Source organism: Rhodococcus sp. UYP9 (genome assembly GCF_040547235.1).
Classification (GTDB): domain Bacteria; phylum Actinomycetota; class Actinomycetes; order Mycobacteriales; family Mycobacteriaceae; genus Rhodococcoides.
The window spans coordinates 33,303-48,202 of record NZ_JBEPPH010000001.1; the positions used below are offsets into that span (position 1 = coordinate 33,303).

The 14,900-nt window shown below is 62.9% G+C and carries 13 protein-coding genes; 6 read left to right on the top strand and 7 right to left on the bottom strand.

Features of this window, described 5'->3' with window-relative positions; translation table 11 throughout:
* Positions 1 to 5: 5 nt before the first annotated feature.
* Together ABIB36_RS00160 and ABIB36_RS00165 are read right to left on the bottom strand one after the other, a co-directional pair.
* Entirely contained in the window at positions 6 to 1,802 is a 1,797-nt protein-coding gene (locus ABIB36_RS00160; protein ID WP_084347887.1) for an ABC-F family ATP-binding cassette domain-containing protein, read from the bottom strand.
* On the bottom strand, positions 1,802 to 2,737 hold the full coding sequence (locus ABIB36_RS00165) for a 4-(cytidine 5'-diphospho)-2-C-methyl-D-erythritol kinase (protein ID WP_084348079.1): 936 nt from the start codon (positions 2,735 to 2,737) through the stop codon (positions 1,802 to 1,804). The genes ABIB36_RS00160 and ABIB36_RS00165 overlap by 1 nt, the downstream gene beginning before the upstream one ends.
* Positions 2,738 to 2,852: 115 nt before the next feature.
* Between ABIB36_RS00165 and ABIB36_RS00170 the strand changes: the two genes are divergently transcribed.
* The gene (locus ABIB36_RS00170) at positions 2,853 to 3,833 is read left to right on the top strand and encodes a helix-turn-helix transcriptional regulator (RefSeq protein ID WP_354558843.1); all 981 of its coding nucleotides are present in this window, start codon (positions 2,853 to 2,855) and stop codon (positions 3,831 to 3,833) included.
* Positions 3,834 to 3,959: 126 nt separating this feature from the next.
* On the opposite strand, the gene rsmA is transcribed toward ABIB36_RS00170, so the two are convergent.
* The 3 genes from rsmA to ABIB36_RS00185 all read right to left on the bottom strand — a co-directional run bounded on the left by rsmA (position 3,960) and on the right by ABIB36_RS00185 (position 6,962).
* Entirely contained in the window at positions 3,960 to 4,835 is an 876-nt protein-coding gene (gene rsmA, locus ABIB36_RS00175) for a 16S rRNA (adenine(1518)-N(6)/adenine(1519)-N(6))-dimethyltransferase RsmA (protein ID WP_084347885.1), read from the bottom strand.
* Positions 4,836 to 4,856: 21 nt separating this feature from the next.
* On the bottom strand, positions 4,857 to 5,984 hold the full coding sequence (locus tag ABIB36_RS00180; RefSeq protein WP_084347884.1) for a resuscitation-promoting factor: 1,128 nt from the start codon (positions 5,982 to 5,984) through the stop codon (positions 4,857 to 4,859).
* A gap of 138 nt (positions 5,985 to 6,122) precedes the next feature.
* Positions 6,123 to 6,962 (bottom strand): TatD family hydrolase, encoded by an 840-nt coding sequence (locus ABIB36_RS00185; protein ID WP_084347883.1) that lies wholly within the window; start codon positions 6,960 to 6,962, stop codon positions 6,123 to 6,125.
* A gap of 20 nt (positions 6,963 to 6,982) precedes the next feature.
* Between ABIB36_RS00185 and metG the strand changes: the two genes are divergently transcribed.
* Positions 6,983 to 8,533 (top strand): methionine--tRNA ligase, encoded by a 1,551-nt coding sequence (gene metG, locus ABIB36_RS00190; RefSeq protein WP_354558844.1) that lies wholly within the window; start codon positions 6,983 to 6,985, stop codon positions 8,531 to 8,533.
* A 219-nt stretch (positions 8,534 to 8,752) separates the two neighbouring features.
* On the opposite strand, the gene ABIB36_RS00195 is transcribed toward metG, so the two are convergent.
* Positions 8,753 to 10,123, bottom strand: a complete 1,371-nt coding sequence (locus ABIB36_RS00195; RefSeq protein WP_354558845.1) for a WS/DGAT/MGAT family O-acyltransferase — start codon at positions 10,121 to 10,123, stop codon at positions 8,753 to 8,755.
* A 131-nt stretch (positions 10,124 to 10,254) separates the two neighbouring features.
* Between ABIB36_RS00195 and ABIB36_RS00200 the strand changes: the two genes are divergently transcribed.
* From ABIB36_RS00200 to ABIB36_RS00210, 3 genes are all read left to right on the top strand, one after another.
* On the top strand, positions 10,255 to 11,277 hold the full coding sequence (locus ABIB36_RS00200) for an alpha/beta hydrolase (protein ID WP_256895771.1): 1,023 nt from the start codon (positions 10,255 to 10,257) through the stop codon (positions 11,275 to 11,277).
* Between the two features lie 14 nt (positions 11,278 to 11,291).
* Complete coding sequence (locus ABIB36_RS00205; protein ID WP_084347879.1) at positions 11,292 to 11,720, top strand: SRPBCC family protein; 429 nt, start codon at positions 11,292 to 11,294, stop codon at positions 11,718 to 11,720.
* Positions 11,721 to 11,810: 90 nt separating this feature from the next.
* On the top strand, positions 11,811 to 12,431 hold the full coding sequence (locus ABIB36_RS00210; RefSeq protein ID WP_084348078.1) for a TetR/AcrR family transcriptional regulator: 621 nt from the start codon (positions 11,811 to 11,813) through the stop codon (positions 12,429 to 12,431).
* A gap of 15 nt (positions 12,432 to 12,446) precedes the next feature.
* Here the strand turns inward: ABIB36_RS00210 and rsmI are convergent, their stop codons facing one another.
* A complete protein-coding gene (gene rsmI, locus ABIB36_RS00215; RefSeq protein ID WP_084348077.1) occupies positions 12,447 to 13,286 on the bottom strand; it encodes a 16S rRNA (cytidine(1402)-2'-O)-methyltransferase in 840 nt (279 codons plus the stop codon).
* Between the two features lie 60 nt (positions 13,287 to 13,346).
* On the opposite strand from rsmI, the gene ABIB36_RS00220 reads away from it, so the two are divergent.
* The gene (locus ABIB36_RS00220) at positions 13,347 to 14,885 is read left to right on the top strand and encodes a dolichyl-phosphate-mannose--protein mannosyltransferase (RefSeq protein ID WP_084347878.1); all 1,539 of its coding nucleotides are present in this window, start codon (positions 13,347 to 13,349) and stop codon (positions 14,883 to 14,885) included.
* The last annotated feature ends 15 nt before the right edge of the window (positions 14,886 to 14,900 follow it).

Sequence of the window (14,900 nt, forward strand, 5' to 3'; positions counted from 1 at the left end):
GCAGGTCACTCCAGCTCGGCGGCCAGCTCCATCCAACGCTCCTCGGCGACGTCCTTGTCCGCCACCACCTGCTTGAGCTCGGTGTCCAATGCCACCAGCTTGCCCGGATCGGTGGCCACCTCGGCCAGTTCGGCGTGCAGCTCCGCTTCCCTCTTCGACAAACGAATGACGGACTTCTCCAGCTTGCTGAGCTCCTTACGAGCAGCCCTCTCGGATCCGGCGTCACGCACCGCGGTCTTGACGACACCGCCGGTGGTGAGCGAATCCGGTGTGGCCTCGGCCGCCATCACCGCGCGACGACGCAAGTACTCCTCGATGCCACCGGGGAGATTGGTGAGCTTGCCATCACCGAACAGCGCCCAGGTCGAGTCACAGATCCGCTCGATGAGGTACCGGTCGTGACTGATGACCACCATGGTGCCTGCCCAACCGTCGAGCAGGTCCTCGAGCTGTTGCAGTGTGTCGATATCGAGATCGTTGGTGGGCTCGTCGAGCAACAGCACGTTGGGCTCCGCCATCAATACCCGTGTGAGCTGCAACCGTCGACGCTCGCCGCCGGACAGATCACCGACTGGAGTCCGCTGACGGGCAGGGGTGAACCCCAGACGTTCGGCGAGCTGGCCCGCCGATACCTCTTTGTCGCCCAGGGTGATTCGCTCAGCTACCTCTTTGACTGCGTCGAGAACTCGCAGCTTCTTGGGCAGATCGTCCAATTCTTGCTTGAGCCAACCGATCTTGACGGTCTGACCTTGAATACGCTTGCCGACGGCGGGTTCCAACTCACCGGCAAGGGTGCGCAGGAGCGTGGTCTTACCGGAACCGTTGACCCCTACCAGACCCACTCGTTCCCCCGGAGCCAGGCGCCAGGTGAAGTCGCGAACCAGTTCACGGCCGTCCGGAGTTTCGAGTCGTGCATCTTCCAGTTCGATGACGACCTTGCCGAGTCGACGCTGTGCGAACGACGCCAAGGCAACGGAGTCGCGCGGCGCAGGCACGTCGGCGATCAACGCTTCGGCCGCTTCGATCCGGTACTTGGGCTTCGAGGTTCTGGCCGGTGCGCCGCGACGCAGCCACGCCAACTCTTTACGCGCCAGGTTGCGTCGACGCTCCTCGGAAGCATCGGCCTGCCTGCTGCGCTCGGCACGAGCGAACACCCAGTCGTTGTATCCACCCTCGTAGGTTTCGACGCCGCCGCCGACGACCTCCCACGTCTGGTTCGCCACCGTATCGAGGAACCAACGATCGTGAGTGACGACGACGAGCGCGCTCCGACGCGAAACCAGATGCGCGGCGAGCCACTGCACGCCTTCCACGTCGAGATGGTTGGTCGGCTCGTCGAGCACCAACAGGTCGAGATCCTGGACGAGCGCCGCCGCCAGCGCGACTCTTCGGCGCTCACCGCCGGACAGGTTGTCGATGGACGCGTCGAGCCCCGAGCTACCGATAGGACCGAGGTCGGCAATACCGATGCCGGTCAGGATGTTTCGTACGCGTGAGTCGCCCGCCCACTCGTGCTCGGCCATGCCGAGCGGATCGAGAACGACCTGCCCGACGGTCGAGCCCGGAGGCAGCACACCGCGCTGGGTGACGACGGCCATCCGCAGCCCGCCGACCCGACTGACCCGCCCCGAGTCGGGCGGCTCGATGCCGGCGAGAACCTCGAGCGTGGTGGTCTTACCACCACCGTTGAGGCCGACCATGCCGATGCGTTCGCCCTCCTGCACTCCGAGGGACACTCCGTCGAGCAGCGGTTTGACGCCGAAAGACTTGGAGACGTTTTCGAGATTGACGAGATTGACCATCAGGAGAAACCAATCGATTCACTAGTTACCACGCGAGCGCCGGGAACCGGGCCACTCGCGACACGCACGGTGCGGCAGACACCCGCACCGGATAGTTCAGCACTGACCGACACTGCGGTATCAGCGTCAGCACACAGAAAAGCGCACGTGGGACCGGACCCGGAGACGATCCCGGCCAGAGCGCCGGCGTTCACCCCTGCGCGCAAGGTGCGGCGCAGTTGCGGAAGCAGCGATACCGCAGCAGCCTGCAGATCGTTACCGAGAAGCGGCGCAAGCGCATTCGCATCACCCGTCGCGAGCGCATGCATCAGAGCCTCTGGCTCACCGAGACGCGGCGGGTTTCCTTTGGCGCGCAGCTCGTCCAACTCGGCGAACACGGCAGGGGTCTGCAGTCCGCCCTTGGCCAAGGCGAGTACCCAATGGAATGTGTTGCGCGAGAGGATCGGAAGGAGCTTCTCCCCTCGGCCGGTACCCATCGCAGTTCCGCCGTGCAATACGAACGGAACATCGCTGCCGAGCTTGGCAGCCAGGTCGGTCAACTCCGCTCGGGAGAGATCCAGATCCCACAGGGCGTTGAGCGCGACGAGCGTCGCCGCTGCGTCCGTGCTCCCACCAGCCATACCGCCGGCCACCGGGATGCCCTTGTCGATGGTGATCTCGACGCCCGGCTCACGTCCGACGGCGTCGGCAAGTAGCACCGCTGCCTTCCACACCAGATTGCGCTCGTCGGTCGGAACCGACCGCGCATCATCGCCGCGAACACTCACGCGTAACGCGCGAGCCGGCACTACCGAAACTTCGTCGGCCAACGACAGCGCCTGAAACACCGTGGTGAGCTCGTGGTAGCCGTCCTCGCGCAGGTCACCGACCGAGAGGTGCAGATTCACCTTGGACGGAGCCCTGACGACTACGGGGCTGGGGACGACTGAGAGCACGAGGGTCAACAGTAGTGGAGAAATCGTGGTACCCCACATTCGTGTGGCCGTCCTAACTCCCCGGTCACCCCGACCGCGGACAGTATCGGTCCGCAATTGCTGCCATTATCGAGGTATGCGGGAAACCTCGGCACGACTTCTGAAGTTGCTGTCTCTGCTCCAGACACGACGTGACTGGGCAGGAGCCGACCTCGCGGACCGACTGAACGTCACCCCGCGCACGGTCAGACGCGATGTGGACAAGCTCCGCGAGATCGGATACCCGGTCCACGCCACCGCCGGCGTTGGCGGCGGCTATCAGCTGGGTGCGGGTGCCGAAATGCCTCCCCTGCTACTCGACGACGACGAAGCACTCGCAGTGGCATTCGGACTCCAATCGGCGGCCGGCGGCTCGGTAGCGGGCATCGGAGAGGCGTCGTTGCGCGCGCTGACCAAGTTGCGCCAGGTTATGCCGTCGCGCATTCGGCACCGACTCGACGCCCTGCGCATCGACGTCGTAGATCGTCCAGCTGCACGATCCGCCGTCGACGCTGCGGTGTTGTCGGCAGTTGCGGGTGTGTGCCATGGCCAGGAACGACTGCGCTTCGATTACCGCAGCCACGACGGGACCGAGACCAGGCGCGAGGTGGAGCCGTACAGCCTGGTGCGGGCGGGCTCGCGGTGGTACTTGCTCGGCTGGGACCTGTTCCGTCAGGACTGGCGATCGTTCCGCGTCGATCGACTCCAACCGAAGATCCTGACGGGTCCGCGCTTCACCCCACGAGAATTGCCCGACGGCGGGGCAGCGGCATTCGTCGCACGGGGAATCGACCGTGCACTCGCTCAGGTGCAGGCACGGATACGGCTGCACTCACCGATCGAGACGATTGCACCGATGGTCGACGCGGAATGGGGCACCCTCGAGTCCGAGAGCGACGAGACCTGCATCATCGCGTTGGCCGGAGATTCACTACCGTCGATCGCTCGATGGCTGTCCGCCTTCGACACGGACTTCACGGTCCTCGATCCGCCGCAACTCGCCGACGAGTGCCGAGTGCTCGCGGAGCGACACACAATGCTCAGCCGTCGGTACCGAGCGGGTGCTGACGGAGTGTGACGGGCCTGGGCGCGCTGAAGCCGACTCCTCCTGCGCTTGAATGAACCACTGAAGTTATCTGATCGTATGAGTGGACCATTGAAGCGATCTGGAACGGAGCGATCTGGACCGAGCAATCCCGACACCTCAGGCTTCGGTTGCCGCCAACCGCACGTAGGCAGCGGCGTCGAGAGTTTCCCCGCGAGCAGATGGGTCGATCCCGGCTTCGCGTAACCGGCGTTCCGCGATGACGGGCGAGCCGGCCCAACCGCTGAGTGCTGCACGGAGGGTTTTGCGACGTTGCGCGAATGCGGCGTCGATGACGGCGAACACGGCACGTCGATGGGCGTCGTCCATGGACCACGGTGGCTCTGCGTACCGATCGAGCCGTACCAGCCCGGACTCCACTTTCGGCACCGGCCAAAATACCGAACGCCCGACGGATCCTGCGCGTTTGACGGTTCCGAAAAAGCCTGCCTTGACGCTGGGGATGCCGTAGATCTTGTTGCCGGGGTCTGCGGCGAGCCGATCGGCTACTTCTGCCTGAACCATCACCAAAGCGGTACGGAGCGACGGCAGTTCCGAAAACAGGTGCAGCAGAACCGGAACCGCTACGTTGTAGGGAAGATTCGCGACGAGGGCAGCCGGCTCACCTGGAATGTCGGCAGCCTTGATTCTCAGCGCGTCATATTCGACGACGGTGAGTCGGTCGGCCAGCGACGGTGCTCGCTCGGCAACTGTCTGCGGCAGCCGTGATGCCAACTTCGGATCGATCTCGATGGCAATGACGGCGTCTGCGACGTCGAGCAGGGCCAGCGTCAATGAGCCCAGACCAGGCCCGACCTCGAGGACCGTATCGCTGCCACAGATGTCGGCTGCGGCCGCAATGCGTCGCACCGTATTGGCGTCGTGCACGAAGTTTTGGCCGAGTTGCTTGGTAGGACGCACGTCCAACTCGGCGGCGAGAGATCGCACCTCCGCAGGCCCTAGCAGCGCCGCGGGTTCCCTCACATGTTCTTGCACTGTGAAAACTCTACGCACCTGTCATCGGTAGCCGAGGCGGGAGGTGCACGCAGGCCACGCTCCCCATCCCTGGGACTTCTGCGTCACCGAAGCGATGGCGATCTGCTCTTCGCGGCTCGCAAGGTCGGCGCGGGGCGCGTATTTGAGGCCGCCTTGGCGCTCCCAGGTGTTCTGGTCGAACTGCACTCCACCGAAGAATCCGTTGCCGGTATTGATGGCCCAGTTACCTGTTGCTTCACATTGTGCGAGTGCGTCCCAGGTGCTGCCGTTCTCGACGGGCGGGACCTCGGTGCCCGGCTTGGCACCGACTCGAACTATCTTCGGTTGCGCCGGAACCTTGACGGTCTCGGTTACCTTTTCGCGGCCGACTTCCTTGCCGTTGACGGTGTTGATCGCCCAGGTGATGTCGGAGATGCCGGGTGCGCCGGGATTCTCGAGGACGGTGCGGCTCATGTTCATCGTCGGGTCCTCGATGCGCTGCTCGGGTGGCGCTACATCGGCGGTTTCGGACTTGGTCTCGGTTCGATCTCGGGTGACGATGATCGACGCGCCTTCGGTGACGATCTCGTCGGGTGCAGGGACAACCGTGTCGGCTTCTTGGAGTGGCGCGCCTGCCTGCTCGAGCAGTTCCCGGACGGTAGGTGCCGCCAGTGTCACCGGTGCAGCCGGAGCAGCTCCGTCGACGAGCGAGACCTGTTTGGGCAGTGCGATTTCCAGCGACGTGCCTTCCAGTGGCAGTCGCTCACCGCGCGAAGCGGAAACGTGCACGTCCTGAGCCAGATCCATCTGCGAAAGAGCTTCGTCGACCGTCAATGCTGTGGTCCAGACGGCTCGGGGTTGGCCATCCACCGTCACGCTCAGTTCACGAGCGCGCCGGAGGACGACCGTCTCGCCGTCGGACAGCGACGAATCGCCGGAAGGCACTACCAGATCCTTGTCACTCGGTTCGTATCCAGCCGCGCCCAACGCGCCGTTGACGTCGGACGTCATCGTGCTGAGCGTGATCATCTCGCCATCGACGTCGATTGTCACGGTTTTGTGACGAGCGACGGCGGTGACGCCCCCGACGATCAACGTCGCCAGCAGCGCGGCGACCACCAGGTAGAAGGTCAAAGACCTGGTGGAGTTAAGGCGGGCAATACTAGACACAAGCGATTCCTGGATTCTGGAGCGTTACCTTCGGTTCGAAACGCCCGGCGGTCGGTCACGGTACGGTAACGAATTGGTGGATATCTCGCAACCCAAGTAAGCAGCCGGTTGCAATCAGCGCCGCGTTGTGGCTTTCCGCTACTGCCCAGACGGGAGCGAGTACACCCGTTCCGCATTGGCCGTGACGTGGGCGGCAAGCTCCCCAGGGTCCTGACCCCGGATCTCCGCGAGCGCCCGAGCGGTGTACGGCAGGCAGTAGGACTCGTTCGGGGCCCCGCGGTACGGATGGGGTGTCAGAAAGGGAGCGTCGGTTTCCACCAGCAACTGCGCATCCGGGATCAGTGCCGCCGCTTCCCGCAAAGCGTGAGCGTTCTTGAAACTGACGGTCCCGGACAGGCTCAGCACGTACCCCGCGTCGATGCAGGCCCTCGCCATTTCCGGCCCCGAGGAGAAGCAATGGAAGATCACGGTCTCGGGGGCGCCTTCGGACTTCAGGGCCGCCAGCAGATCGTCGTCGGCCTCGCGATTGTGAATCATCAGTGGCTTGTGCAGCCGCTTTGCCAGATCGATGTGCCAGCGAAATCCCTCGTGCTGTTCCTCGACCGTCGCGCAGCCGTCGAGTTTGCCGGGCCAGTAGTAGTCCAGGCCGGTCTCCCCCACCGCAACGACCCGAGGATCCGCAGAAAGCTGCTCGATTTCGCTACGGGTCGTCTCGTCGAGCACGTTGGCTCGCGTCGGATGTATCGCCGTGGCCGCCCACACTCGCCGATCCCAATGAGCAGCGTCGACGGCGAAGTGTGCGGCAGCGAGGTCGTCGGCAACGGTCACCACGCGAGAAACGCCTACTGACTCGGCTCGGTCGAGGATGGCAGCCACACTGGCCGCATCGACGGCACCGCATGCGTCAAGGTGGGTATGGGCGTCGACGAGGTGGCCGAGCGGCTCGGGCAATGGTGGTGCAGGACGGTCTTTGCTCACGCCGATAGAGTAGGCGAACCATGACTGCGCCAGCTGATGCCTCACGGCCCTCCTTCTACGTCACAACTGCTATCGCGTACCCGAACGGCGTTCCGCACATCGGACACGCCTACGAGTACATCGCGACGGATGTGATCGCCCGATTCAAGCGACTCGACGGTTTCGACGTCATGTTTCTGACCGGAACCGACGAACACGGTCTGAAGATGCAGCAGACGGCCGTCAAAGAAGGCATCGACGTCGTCGATCTCGCTGCACGCAACTCCGATGCCTTCGAGGAGCTCGACAAGGCCCTCGGCATCTCCCACGACCGGTTCATCCGCACCACCGACGAAGACCACCACGCCGCCAGCAAGGAGCTGTGGAGGCGCATGGAGGCCAACGGCGACATCTACCTCGACGCGTTCTCCGGTTGGTACTCCGTTCGCGACGAGGCCTTCTACACCGAGGCCGAGACCACAGTCGCCGACGACGGCACCCGCGTCGCCACCGAAACGAACACTCCTGTCGAGTGGACCGAGGAAGCGTCGTACTTCTTCCGTCTGTCGGCATATCAGGACAAGCTCCTCGCGCTCTACGACGCGCAGCCCGACTTCATCGCACCTGTCTCGCGCCGCAACGAGATCGTCAACTTCGTCAAGGGCGGACTGCGAGATCTGTCGATTTCTCGGACGACGTTCGACTGGGGCATCCAGGTACCGAACGATCCCGAGCACGTGATGTACGTGTGGGTCGACGCCTTGACCAACTACATCACCGGCGTCGGCTACCCGGACACCGAGTCGGCGAAGTACCAGAAGTATTGGCCCGCAGACCTTCACATCATCGGCAAGGACATCACGCGTTTCCATACCGTGTTCTGGCCTGCGTTCCTGATGTCCGCCGGTGTCGAACTGCCCAAGAGGGTGTTCGTCCACGGCTTCTTGAACAACAAGGGCGAGAAGATGTCCAAGTCGGTCGGAAACGTCGTCGACCCCTTCGCATTGGTCGAGGAGTTCGGACTCGATTCACTCCGTTTCTTCCTGTTGCGCGAGGTCTCGTTCGGCCAGGACGGGAGCTACAGCGCCGAGGCGATCGTGACGCGAATGAACGCCGACCTGTCGAACGAACTCGGCAACCTGGCGCAGCGTTCGCTGACAATGGTCGCCAAGAACTGTGATGCCGTGGTGCCCACACCGGGCGAATTCACCGCCGAAGACTCCGCGATGCTGGCACGCGCAGACGAACTGCTCGAGATCTGCCGACGCGAATTCGACGTGCAGGCACTGCATTCGGCCGTCGAAGCGATCTGGTCGGTTCTCGGCGAGACCAACCGCTACTTCTCGCAGCAGGAGCCATGGGTACTGCGCAAAACGGACCCGGCACGCATGGCAACTGTGCTCTACGTGACGATGGAAGTGCTGCGCATCGTCGCAATTCTGGTGCAGCCGATCATGCCCGACTCGGCCGCCCGCATCCTCGAACTACTCGGCAGCCCAGCGCACGAATTCTCCGATATCAGCACCCGAATCGTCGTAGGTACGCCTCTACCCGCACCATCACCGGTCTTCCCGAAATACGAGGTCAAGTAGCACACATAGTGGCGGCGTAGGTGTAGGTGTCGGGCCGCCCCCCGCATCGCTTGAATGGTCCATTCATACGATCAGATAGCTTGACGGGTCCATTCAAGCGGCGCTGGCGGCCTGCACCCCGACCGCTTCAATGGTCCACTCATACGATCAGATAACTTGACGGGTCCATTCAAGCGGCGGTAAGCGGGCGCCAGCGGAGGCCACCTACCCCCGCCCCGCCTACAGCGTCTTTTCCAACTCCTCCAGGGAGTTCTCCAGATGCGTCAGCATCCGCTGCAGATGCGGGACGCTGCGCCTGCAGCAGATGAGCCCGAAGTTCACCGAATCTCCGTTGCTGGCGACGGTGATGTTCAATGCCATGCCGTCGCAGACGATCGAGGCCGGGTAGATACCGTCGAGTTTGGCTCCGTTCCAATACAATTCCTCGGAGGTGCCCGGCACGTTCGAGATGATGACGTTGAACGGCGGGGGCGTGTAGTTGACGAAGCCGGGTACCGGCCCGAACAGCAACGGCGCCACGGTCACTGCGCCGATTGCCAGTGATTCGAGGGTGTTGAGTTCGCGCATCATGTTCTTGCCCTTGGCGGTGGAGTCGGTGATGGCGTCGAGTCGGGCAAGTGGGTCGGATTCGTGGGTGCCGAGATTGCACAGAATCACCGAGACCGAGTTACCGGGCCCTTTGTCCTCCCCTGGCTTGCGGAGGGATACCGGAACCATTGCGATCAAAGGCGATTCGGGCAGAGCTTCTTGATCGATGAGGTAGGACCGCAGCGCACCGGAGCACATCGCGAGCACGATGTCGTTCAGGGTTACACCTCGCGCTTTGGCTACCTTCGTCATCCGTTCGAGGGACCAGCTTTCGGCCGCGAAACGTCGAGCTCCACCGATCGGCACGTTGAACATCGTGCGGGGTGCACGCAGCGGTAGCTGTGCGCCTTCGTTTCGCATGGCGCGCAATCCGATTCGGGTTGCTGCGGGCAGAAAGTCAACGAGATAAGCGGCAATGGTGCGTCCTAGGGCCAACCCGCCGGTGATTCGTTCGAGTGCGGACGGTGTTTCACGCGGTTTCTTCTCGCGGAACAGTGACGGATCCCATGTGGCGACACCGTTTCTGTCATCGGGATCGGTACTGAGAGCGTTGAACGTCAACTTCAGGGCCGAGACACCGTCGACGAGGGAGTGATGCACCTTGGTGTACAGCGCGATGCGGTCGTCGGCGAGGCCTTCGATGATGTGCACTTCCCACATCGGCCGGTACCGGTCGAGAGGAGTGCTGTGATTGAGCGACAGGAACTGGAACAGCTCTCTGATTCGCCCGGGAGAGGGCAGAACTGTTCTCCTGACGTGGTAGTCGAAGTCGATGTCCTGCTCACGTGACCACGCGAGGCTGCCCATGACATTGACGGGCCGACCGGGGCGCTTACGAAACAACTCGTGAACTTCACCTTTCGTCAACTTGTCGTGGACCTCCTGTGCGAAGTCATGCGGTTCCCCTGGTGGCACGAACAATTGAAGGCTTCCGACGTGCATCGGATGCTCACGCGATTCAGCGATCAGGAACATGGATTCAGTAACGGGCATGAGCGCCATGTGGATCACCTTTGAGCCTAGTTTCGATCACGGTGTGACATCGAACACGACCTTACGTTCGAGCGATATGTGTCACACGCTAAGGTCCGTTAGTAGGAGTTCCAAACAACTGCCGAATCGAGGCGAAGACGATGAACACAGCGCTCACCGCACTACGGCAGCCCCAGTCGACGCCTGACCGCGCACCCCGCAGGCAAGATTTGCCTGGTGGCAGTCTGCGCTCACGAGCACTTTCCACGGGCTTGCAGTTCTCGATTCGCCCCTTTTTGTCACTGTGGGCCAAGGCGCCACATCTTCCGTGGCCGATGGGACTCGTCGACTACGCAGGCATGCTGATGCCTGCAGTGAAGGGTGCGCAGTGCAACCGGATCATGCTCGCCGATTGCTACGCCGAATGGATTCGTGCCGAAGGAGTCCGTAACGACAATGTGGTGCTGTACCTGCACGGAGGAGCCTTCATCTGCTGCGGGCTCAATACCCACCGCAGGCTGACGTCGCGGATCTCGCAGTATGTCGGTGCGCCCGTGCTCTCGGTCGACTACCGGATGATGCCCCGTAATCCGATCGCTCATGCGGTCGAGGACGGCGTCGACGGCTACCGCTTTCTTCTCGATTCGGGATACCGCCCCGATCAGATCTTCATCGCCGGCGACTCTGCCGGTGGCTACCTCGCCTTCATGGTCACCTTGGCGTTGGAGACGTTGGATCTACCGATGCCTGCCGGCATTTTCGCGATGTCACCGTTGACGGACATGGACCCGACGAACAAGCTCAACCACGAGAACGCGTCGAAATGCGCTATCTTCCCGCCCGAGGCAGTGCCTCCACTGACTGTGCTGGCAGACAGGGTCGAGGCCCGGATCGTCGTCGAAGGAGAACAGGGGCCGAGGGTTTCACCCGTCGACGCAGACCTACGCGGGTTACCGCCGGTGCTGATTCAAGCTGGGTCCACCGAGATGATCCTTGCCGACGCCGAGTTGATGACGGAGAGGCTCGGCGCTGCGGGCGTCGATTGCGAACTCCAAGTATGGGCGGATCAGGTGCACGTGTTCCAGGTCGCGGACTTCCTACCGGAAGCACACCGCGCGCTGCAGCGGATCGGTGACTTCGTGCGCTCGCATGGCTCGATTCCGGTCGCGGACCGCTCCGCCTGAGTTACCTTGTCCCCATGGCAGTCACAGCGAACAAAGATGTCGATATCGATGCCGATCCCGCGGCGGTGCTCGAAGTTCTCGCAGATGTGGAAGCGCTCCCGTCGTGGTCGCCGGTCCACAAAAAGATCGAGGTCATCGATCGTTTCGACGACGGCCGCCCCCATCACGTCAAGATGGCAGTATCGATCCTGGGAATCAACGACGACCAGGTCGTGGAGTACACCTGGACCGATACGACTGTCAGCTGGGATCTGGTGGAGGGGTCGCAGCAGAAGGCGCAGCACGGCGAGTACACGTTGACGCCGACTGCCAAGGGCACTCATGTGGCGTTCGAGCTGACCATCGACCCGAAGATTCCGATTCCAGGTTTTCTCATCCGGAAGGGCACCAAAACCATCCTCGAGGCAGCGACCGAGGGGCTGCGTCAGCAGGTCGTCGGCTGATCTCCTACAGGCGCGGTGCTGAGTCGACAGCACGCACTGTCGAAGAAGCTCACTCCGCGTCGCGAAGCTCGCATCTGTCAAAATCAATCCATGACTCCATCCACGCCACGCCGGTACGGCGGCATGAGCGCAGACCAACGGGCAGTCCAACGGCGCGAGAGTTTGCTCGAGGCAGGATTGGACGTGTTCGCAGCTACCGGGAAAAGTGGCGCCACGATGACTGCCATCTGCAGCCACGCCAAGCTGACGGAGCGATATTTCTACGAAAGCTTCACTGGCAGAGACGATCTCCTACAGAAAGTCCTGGATGGTATCGCCGACGAAGTTCGAGAGGCGGGACTTGCCGCGCTTCGAGCGAGCACCGGCACACTGGAAGAACGCGTACGAAATGCCATCTCCTCATTCGTCACCATCCTCACCGAAGATCCGCGCAAGGGACGAGTTGCGATGATCGAATCCGCTGCGTTCGAGCCCCTGCGCACCCACCGTCGCGCAGCTCTACGTGGCTTCGCTCAGATGGTCGCAGACGAAGCGTCCCGAATGTACGGCGATCGAGCGTGGCCACCACCCCAGGGAGAAATCAACGGCCTGTTGTTCGTCGGCGGCTTGGCCGAGCTGGTCACCGCATGGCTGAACGACGAAATCACCATCACTCCCGAGGAGATCGTCGACGCCGCCACCTACCAATTCACCTCCACGGCCCACCGCTGACGGCCTGTCCGAAACTTACGACGGTGTGTCCTGCGCAGATTTACGAGAATCCAGAACTGCCTCGTACAGCTCGCGTTTACTGACCCCGCCGACCGCCAACTCGGCGCATGCATCCTTGAGCCGCATCCCCGACGCAACCAGTTCTTCTACTTCACCGATCAGATCTTCCGGTTCTGCGGCAACGGGCTGTGCTCCGGCGAGCACGACGGTAATCTCGCCGCGAACCCCGTCGGCAGCCCACGCCGCCAGCTCGTCGAGCGTGCCGCGCTTGACTTCCTCGTAGGTCTTCGTCAGCTCCCTGCAGACCGCAGCACGTCGATCCGGGCCGAGGACTGCGACGGCGTCGTCGAGACTGGCAGCGAGACGGTGAGGCGCCTCGAAGAACACGCAGGCGCGCGATTCCGTCCGCAAGGACTCGAAAAAGGTTCGTCGCTGGCCCTGCTTGCGCGGTGGGAACCCGTCGAAACAGAACCGTTCGACGGGTAATCCGGACAGCGCGAGTGCGGTGGTCACAGCGGAAGGACCCGGCAGACAGGTGACCGGAAGGTCGGCCTCGACGCAGGCGGCCACCAGCCGGTACCCCGGGTCGCTGACGGACGGCATGCCCGCGTCGGTGACCAACAAGACCGACTTCTCGGCGCGAACCGCGTCGAGCAGCCCCGGAAGACGCGCAGTTTCGACCTGGTCGTAGAAGCTGATCACCTTGCCGGTGATGGTCACCCCGAGCGAACTCGCCAGCTGTTTGGTCCTTCGGGTGTCTTCTGCTGCGACGACGTCGGCCGTGGCCAGTGCGTCGCGCAGTCGCTGGGACGCATCACCCACATCGCCCATGGGTGTTGCGGCAAGGATCAGCATGCACCCATCATCCCCCACACCCACCTTCTCGCATTCCGCTGCGCCGCCTACGATCGGCATGTGACCCTGTCGACCGATGCGCGCCCCGTCGTCAGTCCCGGGCCCACCATTCCAGCGGCCGACTATTACCGCGATACCGATCGGCGACGCGGATGGATCGTCACTCTCGTTCTCACGGCCATCGCCGCCATCACCCGTTTCGCGATTCTGCGTTACCCCACCGATGCCGGTACGCCTGTCTTCGACGAGAAGCATTACGCCCCGCAAGGATGGCAGGTGCTCACCGGCGGTGGGGTCGAGGACAACCCCGCTTACGGGCTCGTCGTGCATCCGCCTGTCGGCAAGCAATTGATCGCAGCCGGGGAAGCACTGTTCGGCTACAACGGTTGGGGTTGGCGGTTCTCGTCGGCTCTGTTCGGAACTCTGTTGGTGCTGATCGTGATTCGGATAGTACGGCGGATGGCGCGGTCGACGCTGGTTGGCGCGATCGCCGGCGTCCTACTGATCGCCGACGGCGTCACGTTCGTCTCCTCACGCATCGGCATGCTCGACATCTTCCTGGCGTTCTTCGTCACGGCGGCTTTGGGTTGCCTGGTGGTCGATCGAGACGATGTCCGTGAACGTATGGCAAAGGTACGAAGCGAAGGACGTATCAAGGCAAGCGAATTCGGGCCGAGGCTCGGTGTCCGCTGGTGGCGTTTCGGCGCCGGGATCATGCTCGGTCTCGCCTGCGGAACCAAGTGGTCCGGGATGTACTTCATCGCGTTCTTCGGACTGTTGTGTGTCGGATTCGACGTCGCGGCCCGCCGCGCGAACGGAGTATCGCGGCCCTGGATCGGTACGGCAGTTCGAGACATCGGGCCGTCCCTGTACGCCCTCGTCGTGGTGCCGTTGATCGTCTACTTGTGTGCGTACTCAGGGTGGTTCGCCAGCGAAACCGGAGTCGATCGCCATGCCGTCGGGAATCAGATCGGTACCGGTGGGCTGTTCTCGTTCGTACCGGATGCACTGCGCTCACTGTGGTACTACAGCGGCAATGTACTGACCTTTCACGAGGGTCTCACCAATTCGGTGGGGAACCGTCACCCATGGGAATCGAAGCCGTGGACATGGCCGATGGGCTTGCGCCCGATGCTGTACTACTTCGCCGACGGTGAGCAGGTGCAGGGCTGCTCGACGCCGTCGTGCGTCAAAGCCATCATGCTGATCGGCACACCGGCCATGTGGTGGCTCGCGGTGCCGATGCTCGCGTGGGGCTTGTGGATGTTCCTGGTCCGGCGAGACTGGCGATTCGCCGCAGTCGTCGTCGGGTACGCCGCAGGATTTCTGCCATGGTTCATCACGCTCGACCGGCAGATGTACTACTTCTACGCAGTCGCGATGGCGCCGTTCATGGTGATGGGGTTCGCGTTGATACTCGGGCAGATCATCGGCCGCGCACGCGCGTCCGCCGAACGTAGAGGCACGGGGCTACTACTGGTGTGCCTCTACGTCGGCCTGGTGGTTGCGAACTTCATCTGGTTGTGGCCGATCCTGACCGCGATGCCGATCTCACCGGAGCTGTGGCAGCAGCAACTTTGGCTGCCGAGTTGGCGCTAGGGAACATCTTTTTTG

Excerpts from the sequence above, each read along its gene's own strand:
- ABIB36_RS00160 (WP_084347887.1), bottom strand. The coding sequence starts at position 1,802 with ATGGTCAATCTCGTCAATCTCGAAAACGTCTCCAAGTCTTTCGGCGTC.
- ABIB36_RS00170 (WP_354558843.1), top strand. The coding sequence starts at position 2,853 with ATGCGGGAAACCTCGGCACGACTTCTGAAGTTGCTGTCTCTGCTCCAG.
- metG (WP_354558844.1), top strand. The coding sequence starts at position 6,983 with ATGACTGCGCCAGCTGATGCCTCACGGCCCTCCTTCTACGTCACAACT.
- ABIB36_RS00195 (WP_354558845.1), bottom strand. The coding sequence starts at position 10,123 with ATGGCGCTCATGCCCGTTACTGAATCCATGTTCCTGATCGCTGAATCG.
- ABIB36_RS00200 (WP_256895771.1), top strand. The coding sequence starts at position 10,255 with ATGAACACAGCGCTCACCGCACTACGGCAGCCCCAGTCGACGCCTGAC.
- ABIB36_RS00205 (WP_084347879.1), top strand. The coding sequence starts at position 11,292 with ATGGCAGTCACAGCGAACAAAGATGTCGATATCGATGCCGATCCCGCG.
- ABIB36_RS00210 (WP_084348078.1), top strand. The coding sequence starts at position 11,811 with ATGACTCCATCCACGCCACGCCGGTACGGCGGCATGAGCGCAGACCAA.
- rsmI (WP_084348077.1), bottom strand. The coding sequence starts at position 13,286 with ATGCTGATCCTTGCCGCAACACCCATGGGCGATGTGGGTGATGCGTCC.